Raw genomic sequence first — 20,731 nt, forward strand, 5'->3', positions numbered from 1 at the left:
AATATGAAGCTTTTAGCCCGAACCGTCGTAAGTACAGCTATCGCGGCCGGGTTAATGGCTTGTGGAACAGCTGCAGACGAAAAAGAAGCGGTAGAAGAATCCTCAGTTTACGAATCCGATGAATCAGATGAAGAGGAAAATGAACAAGACGAAGGGGAAACTAGTGAGAATACGTTAAATGAAAATGAGGGGCCTCGCGAAGAAAGTGATGATTTAAAACAAGAAGTAGATGTACAAGAAGATTCAAATGATGAAGAGGAAACCAGTGAAAAGAGTGAGGCGGTCGTTACTTTTCTAAACGTAGACCAAGGGGATGCTACGCTTATTGAAGGCGAAGACACGACCATTCTCATTGATGCAGGCCGGCATGATCGAGATGATGTTCTACCTGCATTACAAGCACGTGATGTGACATCGTTGGATGTATTGATCGGCACGCACCCCCATGCTGATCATATCGGGCAGTTCGAATCAGTATTGCGTGAACTTGACGTGGATGAAGTATGGATGAGTGGAGATGATCATTCGACGCAGACGTACGAGCATGCCTTAGCAGCTATTGATGTTTACGCTGAGCGGTATGAAGAGCCTCGTGCTGGCGATAGGTATGAAATTGATCCATTTGACATTGAAGTTTTTAACCCTGAACAATTAACCGGTGATCTTCATGAAGGGTCAGTTTCATTTAAAGTGTCACACGGTGATGTTGATGTTGTGTTCACCGGAGATGCTGAAGAAGAGACTGAGCTTGATATGATCCATCGGGGTCATGATCTGCAGGCAGATATTTTTCAGCTCGGTCATCACGGGTCTTCAACTTCAAACATCCCGCAATTTTTAGATGAGGTGGCTCCGGAAGTTGCGGTATATTCAGCAGGGGCAGATAATCAGTATGGTCATCCGCATGATGAAGTCATCAATTCACTACAAGAAAGAAGTATTGAAACCTATGGTACTGATATTCATGGAGATGTTGAGGTGACTTCTAATGGAGCATCCTTTGAAGTCTCAACGTCTCAAAGTGGTAATGTGTTTCATGTTCACGACCCACAGGAGACTTCACAAGCAACTGATTCAAATTATGAAGACGCAAAACCGTCCGAGCAAGGTTGTATAAATATTAATGAAGCAGGCGCCCAAAAACTAGAAGATATTATTCATATCGGTGAAGCCCGGGCCCAGTCCATCAAAGAGCACCGCCCGTTCCAAAGTGTTTCCGGGTTAGACCGTATTGATGGGATCGGTGCGGGACGTCTCGAGGAAATTCAAGCAGAAGGGACAGCATGCGTACAATGATGAAAAAAAATCAACGGCATGGGGTCATTGACCGAATAGTAGATGGTGCGCAGGCAGTCATTATAGATCAAGTAACAAATCAAACGTATCATGCAGAGGTTGGGAAGCTTCCAAGCTCAAGTGAAGAAGGTTCGCACGTGACGTTTCATTTGTTTGATGACACGGTGCAAGAGGTAAGATTAGCTGAAGATGAAAGAAAAAAAGCACGTCAGCGGGCTGCTGAAAGCAAGGCGCGTCTGCAGAAAAAAGCAGGAAGTCGTTTTAAGAAATAACTTCCCTCCCGTCTGCGGGTTGTTCAAGGGCTGGCTCCGTTGTATAATGTGACCATTGCATGAAAGCGTAAAGCGTGCACAAATGAGGTGAAAAGCATGAGTGATGAGCAATACGAGACAGGTGAAGAAAACTTGTCGAATAGTGACGAGCAGTATGAAAAATATAAAGAGCAGATTGACGATATCCGTTCAATGGTGACAAACGCGATTGCTGAAACAATGGACTTGTATGGTGCGCCTCCTTCTGTTGGTCGAATTTATGGCGCGATGTATTTTCATGAAAACCCTTCAACATTAGATGACCTCCGCGAAGAGCTTGATATGAGTAAGGCAGCGATGAGTACCGGCGTGAAGCGGCTCTTAGAAAATAAAATGGTCAAGCGGGTTTATAAGAAAAAACAAAGGAAAGACTTGTATCAGGCAGAAACTGATTTGTTTAAAACATTTATTTCTTTCTTCACGAAGCGTTGGGAATACGAATTAGATGTGAATTTAGATGCTATTAAAGATGCGGAGCCGTATTTTAAAGAGCTGCTCAATGATGAAGAGCTGCCGGAAGCATTGCGTGAGAGTGTAGAGGATGATTTGCAAAAAATTCAGCAGGCTAGAGAGTATTATCACTTTTTGCAGGAATTGATCATGCTTTTCCGTACCGAAGAAATTTTTGACATGATGAATGAGTACCGCCAAGAGCGTCGCTTTGGCCGGAATATGAATGATTAATCTTATATGTTGAAGCGCCGTCTGCAGTATGCAGGCGGCGCTTCGTTTACCTATTTTTACAGTTGTTTCAATTCTTCATCTTCAAAAACGCGCGAACGGGTGAAAAAGCGGACGCCTTCAGGACCTTCGAGAGAAAACATACCACCGCGGCCATCAACGACATCGATAATCAGCTGCGTATGCTTCCAGGCATTGTATTGATCGGCGGAAATGTAAAATGGGGCTCCGCCGATTTCACCAAGGTAAACGTCTTGTTCTCCGACACGCAGTTCTCCATCAGGATAGCACATCGGGGAACTGCCATCACAGCACCCGCCGGATTGGTGAAACATCAGCGGGCCATGTCGCCCTTTTAGCTTTTCAATGAGCGCCACAGCTTCGTCTGTAGCTGTCACACGTTCAACCATGCAGCACCACGCCTCCTTTAAAAGAGTCCCATCGGTTTTTCCCCGTAGCTGACGAGGAGATTTTTCGTCTGTTGATAATGATCAAGCATCATGAGGTGGTTTTCCCGACCAATCCCTGATTTTTTATACCCGCCAAACGCTGCATGAGCCGGGTAGTCGTGATAGCAGTTCGTCCAGACGCGGCCGGCTTCAATATTGCGCCCGAAGCGGTAAGCTGTGTTAATATTACGTGACCATACCCCGGCGCCTAAGCCGTATAATGTATCATTTGCAATTCGAAGGGCTTCATCATGATCTTTAAAAGATGTAACTGAAACGACCGGACCGAAAATTTCTTCTTGGAAGATCCGCATTTGATTATTGCCTTCAAATACGGTTGGCTGCACGTAATAACCACCGGAAAGGTTACCATCGAGCTTCATTGACTCACCGCCGGTTAACACTTTGGCACCTTCCTGTTTGCCGATATCAAGGTAGGAAACGATTTTATCCATTTGTTCTTTGGATGCTTGAGCTCCCATCATCGTATCTGTATCAAGTGGATCGCCTACTGTAATTTTATTAACCCGGTCAATGGCTTTTTGCATGAAGTCGTCATAAATCGATTCATGCACTAAAGCGCGTGATGGACAAGTACACACTTCACCTTGGTTTAAAGCAAAGAGAGAAAATCCTTCCAATGCTTTTTCTAAAAAGTCATCGTTTTTATCCATGACGTCTTCAAAGAATAGGTTTGGTGATTTGCCGCCGAGCTCCAGCGTAACAGGAATGATATTTTCAGAAGCATACTGCATAATTAAGCGTCCTGTGGTTGTCTCACCGGTGAAGGCAACCTTGTCGACCCGGGGGCTTGAAGCAAGGGGTTTACCGGCTTCAACGCCGAAACCGCTCACTACGTTAAGCACACCGTCCGGGAGCAGATCCTGGACTAATTCAAGCCATACATAAATCGAAGCTGGCGTTTGTTCTGCAGGTTTAATGACGACGGCATTGCCTGCTGCAAGCGCCGGTGCAATTTTCCATGCGGACATGAGTAATGGAAAATTCCACGGAATGATCTGGCCTACAACACCGATCGGTTCATGGAAATGATAAGCTACGGTATCCTCGTTAATCTGGCTTAAACTTCCTTCTTGGCTGCGAATCGCTGCGGCAAAGTAGCGGTAGTGATCAATCGCAAGTGGTACATCAGCTGCAAGTGTTTCACGAACCGGCTTCCCGTTGTCCCACGTTTCAGCTACTGCTAGTTTTTCGAGGTTTTCTTCCATGCGGTCAGCAATTTTATTTAAAATGAGTGCACGTTCTGCCGGCGGCGTTTTTCCCCATGCTTCTTTTGCTTTATGGGCGTGTTCAAGTGCCAGTTCCACATCATCTTTTGTTGAACGGGCAATTTCACAGAAGACTTCGCCAGTGACAGAGGTAGTATTTTCAAAGTATTCGCCGTTGGCTGGTGGACGGAACTCACCACCGATAAAATTATCGTAACGTTTTTTAAACTGAACAAGGCTTTCTGGACTGTTAGGCGCTGCATATTTCATAACATCACTCCTTAACAAAAATGAAAGCGATTTCTTAAAACTTATTTTAGCACGTTTTCTTTTAGTTGGAAAACATAATCTATTATGAACAAAAGATGATTAAAGATGATCAAGAAGATTGCTTTAAAGTAAAAAAGAAATTAAAATTAACAATTACAAATTCTACTATTCAAATCAAGCAAAGGTGGTGGATCATGAATCAGATAGGACAAATCATTCGTAAATATTTTGCAGTGCTCGTTATTGTTGTTTCGATCGTTGCTTTAGTGCAGCCGAATGCATTTATATGGATTGCGCCTTATATTAATTTGTTGTTAGGTGTCGTCATGTTCGGAATGGGGTTAACAATGCGCCCGGTTGATTTTCAAGCGGTAGCTAAAAAACCGCTCCCGGTATTTATTGGTCTAGCGGCACAGTTTGTTATTATGCCGCTCGCAGCCTTTGTCATTGCTTATGCTTTGCAGCTGCCGCCGGCACTTGCGGCAGGTCTAGTACTTGTAGGGGCTTGTCCGGGGGGGACAGCTTCGAATGTGATGGTGTATTTATCACGCGGTGATGTTGCTGTATCTGTCGCCATGACAAGCGTTTCTACGCTGCTTGCGCCACTTCTCACCCCAGCTGCATTTTTGTTACTTGCCGGGCAGTGGCTTCCGGTCAGTGCGGGGGATATGGTGGTTTCAATTCTACAAGTCATCATTGTTCCGATTGTGCTTGGAGTTTTGGTGCGCCGGACATTTCCAGATGCTGTTGAACGTTCGGTTGCAGCACTTCCGGTCGTTTCTGTCGCAGCAATTTTAGCGATTATTGCTGCGATTTTGGGCTTAAATCAAGAAGAAGTGCTTACAGGCTCTGCGCTCGTTTTTGCAGCGGTCATTTTGCACAACACTTTCGGATTGTTACTTGGGTATCTCACGGCAGTTTTCACCGGCTTAGATCGTACGAAGCGCCGGGCGATCAGTTTAGAGGTGGGGATGCAGAATTCCGGTCTTGCTGCTGGACTTGCAACAGCCCATTTAAATCCACTCGCTGCGCTGCCGAGTGCAATATTTTCTGTATGGCACAACATTTCCGGTACGGCATTAGTGTCGCTATGGAATCGCGACCGTAAAAGCAAAGAAGGAGAAGGACTTGAAAATGAACACCCACCGAATAGTTAGGTGCTAAAAAATCATTCATAAACTAATGCTGCCCATAAAAGCGGGTAGCATTAAACTATCGACAAAGTACAAAACCAAACAATCACGGACAGCTTACTGCTCCGAGCCGCGGACTGCCGCATGAAGATGACAAAAAACTGAATCATGAATGTAACCTTCACGCCAGACGGACGCTTTCCCGAGGGCTTGGCTTCAGCTAACTTGTTCGAATAAAAACCAATCGAACAAGTGGATCTTCAGCCTGCGCTTAATCCTCTGGGAGTCGCCGTCTTTCGTTTCGGTTACTTTTACATTTGTCTTTCGTGTATGGTTCGCTTGATCGTTTACAAAGCATCATGATGTAACTGATTCATGTAGCTATTGCTTGATCAAAAAGAACCTCTACAATGCATGACCCTCAAATGATGCTAGGCTGACGAGCACCGGCGGCGACGCCACCAGGAACAGCGCGAGCCGAAAATCCCGCAGGCAGTGGTTTTCTGCCGAGGAAGTTGAGGCCGTGCCTGGGGCAAGCGTCCGCCGAAAAGCGACGTCAGCCCCCGCTTTTCTAAAAAGCATGTCTACACGCTGAGGCTGCCCACTTTTATGGGCAGCCTCAAAAGTTAGCTATGCTTGTTTTCGTGCCATGATTTTTCGTGTGACTGTTTTTTCGATTTCAATAATAATAAACGCTGCAGCACCCATGACTAATGGAATTAGCCAGTAAATGATTCCAATTGGCTTGGTTTCAAATGCTGTATTCATAAATGGAACGTAAAGAATGAAAGCCTGCAGCGCGATTAACACACCAGAGACGAGAAAAGCGACTTTATTTTTAAAGAAGTTGCGGTTAAAGGCAAAGCCCGTCTCATTTCGGCAATTAAACAAGTGAAACATCTGCATTATCACAATGGTCTGCAGAACAATCGTATTTACTGTACTGCTGTCATAACCTTGTTGAATCAAGTTTAAATAAAAGATCATCGTTCCGCCGCCGATTAAGAGCGATACAAAAACGATCCTGAAAATGTAGTACGGTGTGAGTAATGGTGTATTTACATCTCGAGGCGGCCGCCTCATTGCCCCTTCCTCAAGCGGTTCAAAAGCAAGCGCAAGAGAAACTGTAACGGCAATGACCATATTCACCCACAAGATTTGAATCGGTGTTAAAGGCATCATTGCACCTAATAAAATGCTGATCATGATTAAAAAGGATTGGGCCCCGTTGGTCGGTAAAATAAACAAAATCGTCTTTTTTAAGTTAGAGTAGACCCGGCGGCCTTCTTCAACAGCGCCTTCGATTGTTTCAAAGTTATCATCGACAAGTACCATCTGCGACGATTCTTTTGCAACTTCTGTTCCTTTGACACCCATGGCAACACCGATATCTGCACGCTTGAGGGCCGGAGCATCATTGACCCCGTCACCTGTCATGGCAGTAACTTGATCATTTTCCTGCAGGGCTTGAACGAGCCGGAGCTTATTTTCCGGACTAGTACGTGCGAAAATATCATAAGTCATGACAGCTTCAGAGAGTTCTTCATCTGTCATCTGGTCAATTTCCCGTCCTTCGAGGCCTTTTTTGCCGTCCCCAATGGCAAGCTGCTCCCCGATGGCAATGGCGGTATCCTTATGGTCACCGGTAATCATTTTGACACGGATGCCAGCCTTCTGCGCGTCTTTAACGGCTTCAATTGCCTCATCGCGTGGTGGATCAATGATGCCGGTTAAGCCGAGAAATTCGACGCCTTCTTCTAAATCTTCATGCGTGATTTCTGTTTTGTCTTGAGGAACCTTTTTCATACCTGCACCAAGAACCCGTTCGCCTTGGGTCGTACGCTCTTTCATTTTATCTTCCCAGTAAGCTCTATCAAAATTGTTTTCGCCTTTTTCCGCCATATCAAACAAGCGGTCAGGAGCTCCTTTAATATAAATGATTTTTTCATCTTCTCGCTCGGTTAGCACAGCCATGTACTTATATTCAGAATCAAATGGAATTTTTGATTCAACCTCGCGGCGAGGGATATCAACATCAATTTTTGCAGCTAGTGTAAGCAGGCAGCCCTCGGTTGGCTCACCGTTAATCGTCCACTGCCCATCATCCTGCTCACGTAGTACAGCGTCATTACACGTGATCATCGCTTCAGCTAAAGTTAATAAAGCAGGATGCTTTTCGTCATCGATCTCTTCGCCGTTTTGTTGTAAAGCGCCTTCAGGGGCGTAGCCGGTCCCTGTGACTTTATACTCGTCCTGTCTTGTAATGACTTGGGTGACAGTCATTTCATTTTTCGTTAATGTCCCTGTTTTGTCAGAAGAAATGACAGATACAGCACCAAGTGTTTCGACAGAAGGAAGGTTACGCACAATGGCGTTGCGCTTTGCCATGTTTTGCACGCCAAGGGCAAGAATGATTGAAATAATTGCCGGCAGGCCTTCCGGAATAGCGGCAACAGCAAGTCCGATGATCGACATTAACAATTCAAAAGGTCCGTAGTCACGGACAAACAGCCCGAACATATACATGACGACCGAAGCGAGGAGAATGAAGACAGCGACTTGTTTGCCGAAGCGGTCCGTCTGCTTCATCAGTGGTGTTTTTAATTCTTCAACTTCGGAAATTGAGGAGTTAATTTTACCAATTTCAGTATGTTCGCCGGTAGCGACAACAATGCCAGCACCACTACCAGAAGTAACTGATGTACCTGAAAAAGCCATGTTAATTTGGTCGCCGATCACAAGGTCAGACGATAAAACGTCCGTTTGCTTTTCCGTAGAAGTTGATTCGCCGGTGAGTGCGGCTTCTTCCAGTTTTAAATTGTCCGCAGTAATCAGCCGTAGGTCAGCAGGAACTTTATCACCGGCGCTTAAGTAAACAATATCGCCTGGAACGACTTCAGATGCATCAACTTTCTGTCGTTCCCCGTTACGAAGGACATTTGCTTCAGGTGAGAGCATGTTACGTATGCCTTCAAGCGCCTGCTCCGCCTTACTTTCCTGGAAAAATCCGATACTTGCATTAATGACTGCCACAAGCAGGATGACAGCTGTATCAATGTAGTGACCGAGAAGAAAGGTGATAATCCCGGCAACAAGGAGGATATAAATTAGTACGTCATGAAAGTGCTTTAAAAACTTTATGAAGGTACTTTCTTGATCTGCTTCTGGCAGCTTGTTAAGCCCGTGCGTTTCGAGACGCTTCTGCACTTGTTCGTTGTTAAGCCCGTTTGTTTGATCAGTTTCTAAAGATGAGATCGTTTCGTCTAAGTTTTTGTCGTGCCATTGTGTATGCTGTGATGATTCGTTCATAGGGCTTCCACCTCTCTACTTGCTAAGTACATTGTGAAGTTGTGGAACTTGAGTTCAATTGCAGCAAGTTCTTTAAAAACTATTTTTCTCCTATAGTAACAATTGACGTTTTTGCCCTTTTTTAAACACGTTTCAGTTAAACCTAAGGGGGTATAATCGAATAAGCTATTACACATACTTAGCTTCCGCTGAACGCCAGCCGAATATGCCAATACAAGCGACAGCTGCAAGCAGCGTAAATAAAAATGGTTCCCACGTACCGAAAAGGTCATATACCATTCCCATAGCAACCGGGCCAACGCTTGCAATTAAGTAGCCGAAAGACTGTGCCATCCCGGATAAACCGGCTGCGTCTCGGGCATTTGCTGCACGCAGGCCGAAAAATGTTAAAGCGAGACTAATCGCCATCCCTTGTCCAAGTCCGAGAAGAATGACACTAATGATAATGACAGGCAGGTTCAGTGCACTCAATAGACCTGTTAAGCTTAAAATATAAACGGTGCAGATCACACCGATGAGTGGTTTTTGATTTTTCAGCTTCTCAGCAATTAAAGGAACGGCAAAACTACCGGGGAGACCGACAATTTGTAATAAAAACAACAGCCAGCCGGCAAAACTTAAAGTTAAGCCGAAAGATTGCAGTACGTCCGGGAGCCAAGCGATGACGTTGTAAAAAAGGAACGATTGAAACCCCATAAATAATGTCACATACCAAGCAAGCGGTGAGCGCCAGAGGGAATAATTGCGCGCCACCGTTTCTGTTTGTTCAGGACGGTTATGAGTACCATAGTGTAAAATCTGCGGCAGCCATGTGAAAAGAGCTAAGACAGCTAAAATCCCCCATACAGCAAGTGAGCCGTTCCAACCGAGGCCGGCATTATCAGCCAAAGGTACGCTGATCCCGCTAGCGATACTGGCCATCAGTGCCATACAGGATGTATATAAACTTGTCATCACTCCGACCTTGGCGGGGAAACTTTCTTTAATTAACCCTGGCAACAGCACATTCAGTACAGCGATACCGGTGCCGATAAAGGCGGTTCCGATTAAAATGGCAGGAACAAAAGGAGCAGTGCGGATAAAGATGCCGGCACTTAGCACAATTAACGCAATAAAAAGCGCTGTGCGAAGCCCAACGCGCCGGCCGAATCTTGGAGCTGCAATTGAAAAAATGGCAAAGGCGATCAATGGGATTGTCGTTAAACTTCCGGCAGCGGCACTCGACATTCCAGTGTCTTCACGGATAAACGGAATGACGGGCCCGACAGCTGTAATCGCAGGGCGTAAATTAAAGGCGATGAAAATAATACCTGCAACAAACAAAATGAATTGAAAGCGTGAAGAAAGCTGCATATATAGACGCTGCCTTTCTATGAAACAAATTAGTATTGCTTAACTAGCAATTTACTATAACACTACAGCTTGTACTTTTGATAAGCAAATCATAACGACCTTACATTTTTTGAAACGTCCAGGCGGATTGCTACGTAAAAATGATATAGAGATAAGCGTGTAAACAAATTTTCAAGAAAAGCGTGGGCTGACGTCGCTTTTCGGCGGACGCTTGCACCCGGAGGGCACAAGTGTGACATCGGGTTGATCTACGCTAAAGCTTGATCTCACCGTGTCTTCTTAGCCCCCGGCACGGCCTCAACTTCCTCGGCAGAAAACCACTGCCTGCGGGATTTTCGGCTCGTGCTGTTCCTGGTGGTGTCGCCGCCGATGCTTGTCAGCCGTCCGTCAGTAGTGTTGGTTACGTTCATGATTCGGTTTTTAATGGCAGCCCGCGGCGGTGCTGTCCGTGAATGTTAGGTTTGTACTTTGTCGACAGTCTGAGAGATAAACTGGAAGAAGGTGTTATTTTGATTGAGCTGCTTTTTTTAGTGCTAATCATAGGGTTATTTATACAAGAAGCTTATCAATGGTTTGTTGTTAAAAAGCGAACGGTTATGTCGTATGTTCGATTGTCGGGTATTGTTATCGCGGTAGGCTATATTGCTGTTTACAGCTATATTTACGGCAGCATTGATTGGACGAACAGTTTTTTAATAATATTAGCTGTTTTATTTATATTTAATGAAGAAAAAGGGCTGATTAGTAAATGGCTCCTTCGTGTATTCAGCGTTTTTTTATTTTGGCTTGGTGTGTCTCAACTTCATACGCAAGGTACGGCGAGCGATGTGTTCAATTATTTCGCTGAAGATCCTGAGAGTGCTTCAATTGTTTACATAGAAGATGAAGAAGTTAAAGTTGCAGTGAATGAAAGTGAAGCACTTCCAATGGCAAGTACATATAAAACCGTACTCGCCTTAACATTTGCTAAACAAGCGGCAAAAGGTGATCTGAATCCGGAAGAGAACGTATCTTTAAAAACACTTGAGCGTCTTCATATTCCAGACTCTGATGGCGGCGGCCACCAAGCCTGGCTTGATCAACTCTCTGACGAAACCAATGCAGCAGGGGAAGTTCGTCTGTTAAAAGTAGCTGAAGGTATGATGACTTACAGTTCAAATGCCAATACAGATTATCTTCTGCAGGAGCTGGGCACTGAAGAAGTCAATGGTGTGCTCGAGGATATGGAGATGCAACATCATACAAAGCCGCATCCTGTGGTAGGCTCTTTAATGCTTGCCGAACGTAAGCAGCAGGAGAACAGCGATGCTTCGGAGGAAGAGATCGCAGCGAGTTTAGCGGAGCTGAGTGAAGATGCTTACCGTGAAAAAGCTTGGGATGTGCACGCTGAACTGCTTGCAGAAGAAGCAGATTATGCACAGGAGTCCTTTCGTCAACCGCTTAAGCAGCAGCGCGTTTGGTCGGACCGGCTGCCGCAGGGAACAGCTGAAGAATATGCCAAGATGATGCAAGCTGTACAAAACAGAGACCTGCCATTTCAATCTGATGAGGAGGTTTTGGCAAATCTGTTTGAATGGGAAAGCGCAGGAAGTCAGTTTCACGAATACTATACTCCTGTTGTCGGCGGTAAAGGTGGTTCCACAGCTTTTGTGCGTACAGAAGCTGTTTATGCAGAAAAAGGAGACGGCACAAAAATGCAGCTTGTTGTGTTATTGGATGACTTAGAACGAGATGAACAACAAAGACTTAGCGGTGGCGTTTCTGACTTTGTGCAAGCAATGATTGAAGAAGAGGATTTTCGGCAAAACGTGATCGAACGTCTAGGGCATTGATAACAGTTGTGACAAAATCGTAGAAAAACCTTCACGGAGTTCTACACTGCATCTGGTTTCCATATGCTACAATCAACGTGTGTATTTAAGTTTAACTGCAAAGGCGGTTTTTCAACATGACAGAAGTGACGATTCTTTTGGCGTTTGGTGCCGGGCTGCTCGCTTTTATCTCTCCGTGCACGCTGCCGTTGTATCCATCGTTCATTTCATACATTACAGGTGCGTCAGTGAATGAACTAAAAACGAATCGTGGGTTGTGGCCGATTACATTAAAACATTCGATCTTGTTTTGCTTAGGCTTTTCCCTTGTTTATTATGTCCTCGGCTTCTCAGCCAGTGCGGTCGGCTCTATGTTTACAGATTATCAAATGCTCATTCAACAGCTCGGAGGTATTTTTCTTGTGCTCGTTGGGTTATTCTTAACCGGGATCTTACAACCGAGTTTGTTAATGTCTGAAAAACGGATGACCTCTTTTATGCCGAAGAAGACGAGCGCATTTAGTACATTTGTGATTGGTATTATATTTGGCGCCGGTTGGACACCTTGTATCGGTCCAATTTTCGGTACAATTATGTATCATAGTGCAGCTTATCCAGATCAAGCTTTTGTTAATATTACATCATATGCGCTTGGATTTTCTTTACCGTTTATCGCTATGGGCTTTGCCCTTGGAAAAGTGAGTGTGATCACAAAGTATTCCAGCTTGTTTATGAAAATTGGCGGAGCTTTTATTATTGCGATCGGCATTATGGTATTTTTTGATTGGATTATTTACATTAATATTTGGAGCCAGCAGCTGCAAAATATGCTGTTAAACTAAGCTATGTTGTTTATGCCTTCCGCTCACTGAGCGGGAGGTTTTTTGTAAATTAAGGCTACCTCGGGTAAAATGGTTTGAAAGTAAATTTTTGCAGGAAAAGAAAGGTAAGAAAAGAAGGGGGCCTATATGACAAAGACGACATGGTTCCGCATTTTAACAGCAATTGTCTTGATTCTGCTTGCAATTAATTTAGCGGTTCAAGTACCGTTTATTTTTTATCCTTTTAAAGTTGCAGTAGAGTCGCTTGCGCCGGTATTAATTTTAGGCGGAGTTCTCTATTACATATTGCGTCCGCTTGTGAATGTAATGAAAAAGAAAATGCCGGTTGTTGTTTCGATACTTCTCATTTTTGGCTTGTTCACAGGGTTACTCGCACTCTTAATCATTTTGGTTGGCCCGATTTTAGCCAATCAGGTAAGTAACTTTGTAGAATCTGCACCAAGATTCGCTAACGACATGCAGTCTTGGTTTAATGATCTCATGCAGCAGGATTGGGTGGCTGTGATTCAAGAAGAGGCCGGGTTTGGTGATGTTGATGCATCTACAATCACTGATCAACTAATGAACACATTGTCAGGTATGGGAGAAAATATTATAGGGTTTCTCGGGATCGTCGTAAACGTTGTAACTGCGATTGTGGTTTTGCCATTTGTTCTTTTCTTCTTGTTAAAAGATGGCGATCGTCTACCGGGAAATATTGTTGGTTTTTTACCTGAAGATTCAAGAGATGAAGGCCGAAATATTCTTCAAGATATGGATGAAACATTAAGTGCCTACATTCAAGGACAGGCAATCGTTAGTGTATGTGTCGGCTTGCTATCGTTAATTGCGTATTTAATTATTGGTCTTGATTATGCATTAGTATTGGCGACGATCGCAATGTTTACAAACCTCATTCCGTTTATAGGACCTTTTATCGGAACAATACCGGCTTTAATCATTGCCTTGTTTGAATCTCCGGTGACTGCCCTGTGGGTCGTGGTAGCAATTATCATCATTCAACAAATTGAAAGTAATTTAATCTCACCGAATGTAATGGGGCATAAACTGAAAGTGCACCCTTTAACAATTATATTACTGCTGCTCGTAGCTGGAAACTTAGCCGGTTTGATTGGTTTAATTTTAGCGATTCCGGCGTATGCCGTATCTAAAGTGATTTTGCAAAACGTTTATCGTCTCTTAAAGCTCCGTTATCCGCAGTTGCGGTAAGTCAAAGGGGGAGTTCTGTTGAAATATTTGCGTCAACTTATCAATGAGTGCCAAGAAGACAACGTACCGCTGCTTGCAGCTGCGCAAGGTTTTTATTATATGTTGTCAGTCGTACCACTTGTTATCCTCATTTTAGGTGTGCTTCCTTATTTAGAAATTAAACCGGAGCAGGCCATGAATTTTGCTGCTAGCGTACTTCCTGGAGAGGCACTGGCTGTATTTCAAGAAACGATACTTGACGTTATTAGTGTACCTAGTGGCGGTGTCTTGACATTCGGAGCAATCGGCACAATATGGTCAGCTTCTCTGGGCGTTAATGCTTTTATACGAGCCACAAACGAAGCTTACAACACCACTGATAAACGGTCATTTTTAGGAGCAAGGTTTATGTCAATGGGACTGACCCTTCTATTAATCTTTGTGGTGATCGTTACATTGCTTCTGCCGGTGTTTGGAAATGCGTTGCTCGAAATGAGCCGGGGCTGGGTGGCGGTGCCGGAGGATATGAACTTTGTTTTCCAATTGGCACGCTGGGGGTTAAGCGTCATAGTCATGCTCATTGTACTTGTAGGATTATACCGGCTTGCCCCGAAAAAGAAGCTTGGTTTTAAAGACGTGTGGCCTGGAGCAATACTCGCTGCTTTAGGTTGGCAGCTCATTTCTTGGGGTTTTTCCGTATATATCAGCTATTTTGATATGTTCTCTGCGACTTATGGCAGCTTGGGTGGGTTAATGATTTTAATGCTATGGTTTTTCATGACTGGATTAATTTTAATTGTAGGTGCAGAAGTTAACGCATTATATCATCGCTACAAATACGGCGAAATGAGTTAACGAAATTAAAAAGGTGCTAACCGATTACTGGTAAAAGTTTTCGGTTGGCGCCGTTATTTTTGTTACGGGAAATCATTGTTTCGTTCTGCTGTAATTTCTCCTCCGAATACATCTTCAACCTGCTCTCCTGTATAGCGAATTTTAAGCAGACCTACATCTTCTTTAAAATAGCGTATCGTGCCGGTATTTTCTTCAACCGGGGCCGCTTCCATCGTTTCTTCCTCGTAAGTAATGGTTTCAAGTTCTTCAACAGCATCAGCGCTGAAATAAAGTTCATCACGATTAGATTCCTGCCCAGCAAGCCACGCTGTTACTTCTTCTGGATCTTCATTTTCTTCTAAACGGTATTCCACGTCATTAAATGTAATTTCTCCTTCACGGGTAGTATGCTGAAAGCGAACTTCCTCATTGTCATGATCAATATCAAACAAATGATAAACAGCAACAGCATGACCTTCATGACCTTCGGCTAAGGCATGTTGATCAGTAACCGAATGAAATTCCATGCCTTCGCCCAGACCTGTTCCAGGGCCTTCTGTCTCGTGACTACTAAATATTTTATAATTGTTAATTAAAGATTCAAAACGCTCTTCATCTTCATCATTGTCGTTACTGCTTTCTTTAAGGTCTGCACCAGTCATGTCTGTTTCTCCTACATTGACCTCACCATTGTCCGAAGTGTCGTCGCTTTGCTCAACATCAACTCCATGATCAGGGGAGTTTTCATGCGAGTTTGGCTCTTCTTCGGTTTCAGTAGTGCAAGCTGTGTTTATGAATGCAAGAAGGATGCAAAAAATCAGGGCCGCAACTTTTTTCATCATGGATCGCTCCTTGTTGCTTTCGTACTTATGGTAGAAATACCCTTTATTTACACACAATAATCTACGTGGTGGAAGATTCTTCGTTTGCATATCGACTGATTAAGTAAGACACGGTAAAATATGCTCAGAATGTCGTAAAGGAGTTAACTTCATGAACGTTTTCTATGCCGTTTCCCGACTTTTTCGTGATAGTGAAGAAACAAAAGACAACACAACAGATGATGCGTTACGCTCTCGTTATTATCAAGCATCGGTCCAGGACGTATTAGATGCGTTGTCCGTCATTGCAGTAGAAAACGTCCCTGGAGAAATTGTATCTCAGGATCTTGAACGTGGAGAAGTTATGATCCACCTGCAGGAAGGAAGCAAAATCTTTGATATGACGGTAACGGTTATACCACTGGAAAGGGGAGTTGCGGCCGTAGATATCGTGTCTAACGTTCGTAACCGTAAAGGTGACTTAACTCGAAACCGCAAGTGGATCCATGAAGTATTAAAGTGTCTCGATCACCGTTTTGAACGAATTGAAAAGCCAAGTTAGTGCATCCCTGCAAAAATAAGAAATGCTAGTCAGATGATAAAGCGAGCTCCGCACGAATGAAGTGCGGAGCTCGTTTTAGCTTATAGACAAACTCTTAAGAAAAGCGAAGGCTGACGTCGCTTTTCGGCTCACACTGTTTCTGGTGGCGTCACCACCAATGCTTGTCAGCCTTAAGTTATGACATCGTCATAAAACATCATTGAGACCTTTATCAAGATAGGTGAAAGTTGTAAGTTTGTCTTTTAACGAAGATAGGGTGTTGTTAAACCGTTATGATGACTGTAATTCAGGCATCTTAAAAAGAGAGTCCCATCGTGCATGAATCGTCCTACGCTGTAACGATTCGTCTTTGTATTTTGTTTTTTACGCACAGCTCTCTCTGACACCACTGGGAAGAGCAGCAGTCGAAGACCCCGCAATGAGTAGTTTTTCACGCGCAGCTGAGGTGCTGCGCCGGGATAGAAAACACAATGAGGTCAAGCGTAAGCGCAGGTTGAATTGATGTTTCTTCCCGGTACGTGACCTGGAGCTGTCTCAAAAGGTTATAAACATATGATTTAAGAAAAAGGCACAAGAAATATACGAGACTCCTGCAGGAAATCGGGCAGCTGAAGATCCCGCAATGAGCGGGTTTTTCACGCGCAAGCTGAAGCGTTGCCTGCGGAAAGCGAGTATATTTCCCGTGCCTATCATTTAAAGTATATCTTATGGGGTAGCCCCATTTTAAATCTTTAAGCTTTTTGACCGGCGTTTTTCACTTCGGCGATATATTCTTCGTACGTGAGCTTACGGTCAATCATGCCTTCTGGTGTAAATTCAATAATACGGTCAGCAATGGTTTGAATAAACTCATAGTCGTGTGATGCAAAGATGATTGACCCTTTGAAAGAAATAAGCGCATTGTTTAATGCAGTAATGGCTTCAAGGTCTAAGTGGTTTGTCGGTTCATCAAGTAAAAGGACGTTCGAGCCGCTCAACATCATTTTGCTAAGCATGCAACGTACTTTCTCACCACCGGAAAGAACATTCGCTTTCTTTTTCGCTTCTTCACCAGAAAACAGCATACGGCCTAGAAAGCTGCGGATGAAGGTTTCGCTTTGGTCTTCCGGTGAATACTGACGCAACCAATCAACAAGGTTAAGATCCGACTCAAAGTAATGGCTGTTGTCTTTAGGGAAGTAGGAAAGACTTGTTGTCAGTCCCCATTTATACGTCCCTTCATCAGGATCCATTTCACCAGCGAGAATTTTCAACAAGGTTGTTTTCGCAAATTCGTGATCACCAACCAAGGCAACTTTTTCGTTAGGGTCAAGCGTAAACGATACATTATCAAGCACTTTTTCGCCATCAATTGTTTTAGATAAGTTTTCAACCGTCAGTAAGTCATTACCAATTTCACGCTCCGGTTTAAAGTGAACATAAGGTGTCCGGCGCGAGGATGGTTTAATATCATCAAGCTCAATCTTTTCGAGTGTTTTCTTACGTGAGGTAGCCTGCTTTGATTTTGACGCGTTCGCACTAAAGCGGGCAACAAACTCTTTGAGCTCTTTAATTTGTTCTTCTTTTTTCTTATTTTGTTCTTTTGCCATCTTTGTTGCGAGCTGACTGGACTCATACCAGAAGTCGTAATTGCCGACAAACAGTTCGATCTTGCCATAATCAATGTCAGCAATGTGTGTGCACACTTTATTTAAGAAGTGGCGGTCGTGTGAAACAACAATGACGGTGTTTTCAAAGTTAATCAAGAACTCTTCAAGCCATTGAATTGCATTAATATCTAAGTGGTTTGTTGGCTCGTCAAGCAAGAGAATATCAGGGTTACCAAATAACGCTTGGGCAAGAAGTACCTTCACTTTCTCACCGCCGACAAGGTCGGCCATTTTTTTATGATGCAGATCTTCTGAAATACCAAGACCTTTTAACAACATCGCAGCTTCTGACTCTGCTTCATACCCGTTCATTTCGGCAAATTCACCTTCAAGCTCTGCTGCGCGCATCCCGTCTTCATCCGAGAAGTCCGGTTTCATATAAATTGCATCTTTTTCTTTCATAACTTCATACAGGCGTTGATAACCCATAATCACTGTTTCAAGAACTTCGTATTCTTCATACGCAAAGTGATCCTGTTTCAATACGGCCATCCGGTGGTTCTTTTCGATATGAACACCGCCGGTTTGTGGTTCAATTTCACCTGATAAAATCTTCAAGAAGGTTGATTTGCCGGCACCATTGGCACCAATAACACCGTAACAGTTGCCGGGAGTGAATTTAATATTAACTTCTTCAAAAAGTTTTTTATCGCCGTAACGTAAGCCGACGTCGTTGCATGTGAGCATAAACATACATCCTTTACAAAATTGTCTACGCTACATCATAACATGTTTGAGCGGCTAGTTCGAGGTGGGGAAAGGGGATAAGGTGAACAAAAAAGCCGCAGTGAAAGACACCGCGGCTTTTTCTTTAGTCGAATTTAGATTGCCGTAGCATTGCATAAGCCATAATGACACTGACGCCCACCAAACCACCAGACAGTCCAACAATAGCAATCATTTCCATAGCCATTTTGTAATCACTCCTTTACGTGTTTGGTTTATTCTATGAGTAACATTTCCCTAAACTTAACCATTTCAAACAATTCTAAATTTTTAAAAGAAAAAATGCTTGCCAGGGGAGAACCCTGGCAAGACGTATTGATTATCAAGTTTACGATTGGCTCATGTTATTTAAAGTTTTAACAGCTTTTAATAAAGATGGAACGTGCGTACCCTCGCCCCAATAATTATCGATGAGCACTTTAAAATGTTCATATTTCCCTGCGTTTGGAAACCAGTTGAATTCTTCATCTTGCTGTCCTTTATCTACAAGAACTGAAGTTTCAATACAGAAGCTCTGCATGCCAGCACGACCTCGTGATTTACCAATGCCGGAATCACCTACACCACCGTAAGGAAGATAAGGGTTAACGATACTTTTCATGACATCATTAATATTGACATTACCCGTACGAAGTTGATGTGCCATCGCTTCGCCTTTTGTAAGGTCTTTTGTGAATATTGAGCCACCAAGGCCATAGCTTGTCGTATTGGCAAGCTCTAGTGCATCAGTTTCGCTGTGCACTTTCATGACCGGCATAATAGGCCCGAACGTTTCTTCCTGCATAATCTTCATATCATGCGTTACGTCTGTTAAAATCATCGGCTGTAAAAACATATCCTCATCGTTCCAGTACTTTGGCTCAAGTCCTGATTCTAATACAGCACCTTTATTAAGTGCATCTTGAACGTGTTCTTTGACAATTTCAAGCTGTTTTTTCGTTGTCATAGACCCCACGTCAGCATCCTCGTCCCGACCTTGACGCAGACGGGCGGTTTCGCGCTTAACCTCAGAAAGAAAGCCTGCATATACCGCTTCATGAACGTAAACACGTTCTACAGATAAACAAATCTGTCCACTGTGATGGAATGCACCCCAGACAGCCCCTTTAGCTGCTCGCGTCACATTAGCATCTTCACATACAATGAGCGGATCTTTTCCGCCGAGTTCAAGCACAGTAGGCGTTAGTTGTTCTGCAGCTGCTTTTTGGACAGATTTTCCGACAGCAACAGAGCCTGTGAAATGAATGAAATCTGGTTGATGGGTCGTCAAGGCTTCGCCAAACTCACCATCTCCAATCACAACTTGAAAGACATCTTCAGGAAAAATCGCAGCAAATCGTTTTAAAAGTTCTCCGACCATCGGGGTGAACTCAGAAGGTTTTAAAACGACACTGTTACCCATTGCAAGTGCTTCTACAACCGGGATGATGCCGAGCTGGAATGGGAAGTTCCAAGGTGAAATAATTAACACTGACCCGCGGGGTTTACGGTCGACGTAAGAGCTTTTGCCAGCAAGATGCAGTGGCGTCTTGCGCTTATCTTTTGCAAGTACTAGCGGTGCATCTTTTTCAACTTGCTTCATCGCATCCAGGCTGGCTAAAATTTCATCAGTGAGCGCGTCTGTTTTTGTTTTACCCGTAGAAGCAGCAATAATTGATGCAGCTTCTTCTTGGACTTCAGCAAGGGTATAACGCAGCAGTCGAATGTAGGAGATGCGTTTTTTTATTGATAAGCTTGACCAGTATTGTTGGGCAAACCGGCTTCGTTCATAAATATCTGGAACATCGGATGGATTTGATGCCTCAAATGTTCCAATTTTCTTGCCGCTTGCAGGATCATAAGCAGTGGATACCATGCGATAAGCTCCTTCCAAGTTATAAATTAATTTAAATTAGGCTTTAGTTGTGTTTCATTGTTAATGGCATTATGAAATTGTTTTCTTAGTATTTCCATGCGCTGGCGGTTTTTCCCTAAATCAGAATAGCCAAGGCGTGATTTGCTTAAAAAGTGAACACGCCCTTCATCACCAAAGTAAAAGATAACATCATCTTTAAAACGGAGAACTTTTGTTTTAAATTCAGCTTCTAAATAGTTTTCGTCAGCTTTTAAGATCGTAACGTTAGCGTCTGCCTCTAATATACGCTGGATTAGCCGATAAGCTTCTTTTTTTGTCCCCTCATAGACGTAAGGTTCAATGGCGTGGCGTTGACTTGTTGTCATGGTAGAAACACAATTTGGGCTTTTTGGACATTCCGGCAGCGGCATTA

At 43.7% G+C, this 20,731-nt stretch carries 17 protein-coding genes; 9 read left to right on the forward strand and 8 right to left on the reverse strand.

All coding sequences use genetic code 11. The features are described from left to right. Positions 1-3: 3 nt before the first annotated feature. The 3 genes from B0H94_RS10410 to cudC all read left to right on the forward strand — a co-directional run bounded on the left by B0H94_RS10410 (position 4) and on the right by cudC (position 2,291). Entirely contained in the window at positions 4-1,296 is a 1,293-nt protein-coding gene (locus B0H94_RS10410; RefSeq protein WP_245893983.1) for an MBL fold metallo-hydrolase, read from the forward strand. Then, positions 1,284-1,568, forward strand: a complete 285-nt coding sequence (locus B0H94_RS10415; RefSeq protein WP_106589211.1) for a DUF3006 domain-containing protein — start codon at positions 1,284-1,286, stop codon at positions 1,566-1,568. The genes B0H94_RS10410 and B0H94_RS10415 overlap by 13 nt, the downstream gene beginning before the upstream one ends. Positions 1,569-1,664: 96 nt before the next feature. Then, complete coding sequence (cudC, locus tag B0H94_RS10420; protein WP_106589212.1) at positions 1,665-2,291, forward strand: choline uptake/conversion transcriptional regulator CudC; 627 nt, start codon at positions 1,665-1,667, stop codon at positions 2,289-2,291. 56 nt (positions 2,292-2,347) lie between these two features. On the opposite strand, the gene B0H94_RS10425 is transcribed toward cudC, so the two are convergent. Together B0H94_RS10425 and exaC are read right to left on the reverse strand one after the other, a co-directional pair. Then, positions 2,348-2,698: a DUF779 domain-containing protein gene (locus tag B0H94_RS10425; RefSeq protein WP_106589213.1), complete on the reverse strand. Its 351-nt coding sequence runs from the start codon at positions 2,696-2,698 to the stop codon at positions 2,348-2,350. Between the two features lie 17 nt (positions 2,699-2,715). Then, positions 2,716-4,236, reverse strand: a complete 1,521-nt coding sequence (exaC, locus tag B0H94_RS10430; RefSeq protein WP_106589214.1) for an acetaldehyde dehydrogenase ExaC — start codon at positions 4,234-4,236, stop codon at positions 2,716-2,718. Positions 4,237-4,430: 194 nt separating this feature from the next. Here exaC and B0H94_RS10435 point away from each other — a divergent pair, with 194 nt between their 5' ends. Continuing rightward, the gene (locus B0H94_RS10435; RefSeq protein WP_106589215.1) at positions 4,431-5,393 is read left to right on the forward strand and encodes a bile acid:sodium symporter family protein; all 963 of its coding nucleotides are present in this window, start codon (positions 4,431-4,433) and stop codon (positions 5,391-5,393) included. Between the two features lie 606 nt (positions 5,394-5,999). On the opposite strand, the gene B0H94_RS10440 is transcribed toward B0H94_RS10435, so the two are convergent. Further along, a complete protein-coding gene (locus B0H94_RS10440) occupies positions 6,000-8,678 on the reverse strand; it encodes a cation-transporting P-type ATPase (protein ID WP_106589216.1) in 2,679 nt (892 codons plus the stop codon). Between the two features lie 168 nt (positions 8,679-8,846). Continuing rightward, positions 8,847-10,031, reverse strand: a complete 1,185-nt coding sequence (locus B0H94_RS10450) for a CynX/NimT family MFS transporter (RefSeq protein ID WP_106589218.1) — start codon at positions 10,029-10,031, stop codon at positions 8,847-8,849. Positions 10,032-10,540: 509 nt separating this feature from the next. Here B0H94_RS10450 and B0H94_RS10455 point away from each other — a divergent pair. The 4 genes from B0H94_RS10455 (at position 10,541) to B0H94_RS10470 (ending at position 14,727) form a co-directional block, all read left to right on the forward strand. Continuing rightward, positions 10,541-11,863 carry a serine hydrolase gene (locus B0H94_RS10455; protein ID WP_181315358.1) on the forward strand — a complete coding sequence of 441 codons (1,323 nt, stop codon included), beginning with the start codon at positions 10,541-10,543 and terminating at the stop codon, positions 11,861-11,863. Between the two features lie 116 nt (positions 11,864-11,979). Next, positions 11,980-12,684 carry a cytochrome c biogenesis CcdA family protein gene (locus B0H94_RS10460; protein WP_106589220.1) on the forward strand — a complete coding sequence of 235 codons (705 nt, stop codon included), beginning with the start codon at positions 11,980-11,982 and terminating at the stop codon, positions 12,682-12,684. Positions 12,685-12,810: 126 nt separating this feature from the next. Then, positions 12,811-13,893, forward strand: coding sequence for an AI-2E family transporter (locus B0H94_RS10465; RefSeq protein WP_106589221.1), 1,083 nt, complete (start codon positions 12,811-12,813; stop codon positions 13,891-13,893). Between the two features lie 18 nt (positions 13,894-13,911). Further along, the gene (locus B0H94_RS10470; RefSeq protein WP_245893975.1) at positions 13,912-14,727 is read left to right on the forward strand and encodes a YihY/virulence factor BrkB family protein; all 816 of its coding nucleotides are present in this window, start codon (positions 13,912-13,914) and stop codon (positions 14,725-14,727) included. 62 nt (positions 14,728-14,789) lie between these two features. On the opposite strand, the gene B0H94_RS10475 is transcribed toward B0H94_RS10470, so the two are convergent. Next, complete coding sequence (locus B0H94_RS10475) at positions 14,790-15,545, reverse strand: hypothetical protein (RefSeq protein WP_106589223.1); 756 nt, start codon at positions 15,543-15,545, stop codon at positions 14,790-14,792. Between the two features lie 154 nt (positions 15,546-15,699). Here B0H94_RS10475 and B0H94_RS10480 point away from each other — a divergent pair, with 154 nt between their 5' ends. Beyond that, positions 15,700-16,089 (forward strand): hypothetical protein, encoded by a 390-nt coding sequence (locus B0H94_RS10480; RefSeq protein ID WP_106589224.1) that lies wholly within the window; start codon positions 15,700-15,702, stop codon positions 16,087-16,089. 731 nt (positions 16,090-16,820) lie between these two features. Here B0H94_RS10480 and B0H94_RS10485 read toward each other — a convergent pair. The 3 genes from B0H94_RS10485 to B0H94_RS10495 all read right to left on the reverse strand — a co-directional run bounded on the left by B0H94_RS10485 (position 16,821) and on the right by B0H94_RS10495 (position 20,729). After that, complete coding sequence (locus tag B0H94_RS10485; RefSeq protein WP_106589225.1) at positions 16,821-18,425, reverse strand: ABC-F family ATP-binding cassette domain-containing protein; 1,605 nt, start codon at positions 18,423-18,425, stop codon at positions 16,821-16,823. Between the two features lie 367 nt (positions 18,426-18,792). After that, positions 18,793-20,319: an aldehyde dehydrogenase family protein gene (locus B0H94_RS10490; protein WP_106589226.1), complete on the reverse strand. Its 1,527-nt coding sequence runs from the start codon at positions 20,317-20,319 to the stop codon at positions 18,793-18,795. Between the two features lie 26 nt (positions 20,320-20,345). Then, complete coding sequence (locus B0H94_RS10495) at positions 20,346-20,729, reverse strand: DUF1499 domain-containing protein (protein WP_181315359.1); 384 nt, start codon at positions 20,727-20,729, stop codon at positions 20,346-20,348. Positions 20,730-20,731: the final 2 nt, after the last annotated feature.

It is taken from the genome of Salsuginibacillus halophilus, from assembly GCF_003014715.1.
GTDB lineage: Bacteria > Bacillota > Bacilli > Bacillales > Marinococcaceae > Salsuginibacillus > Salsuginibacillus halophilus.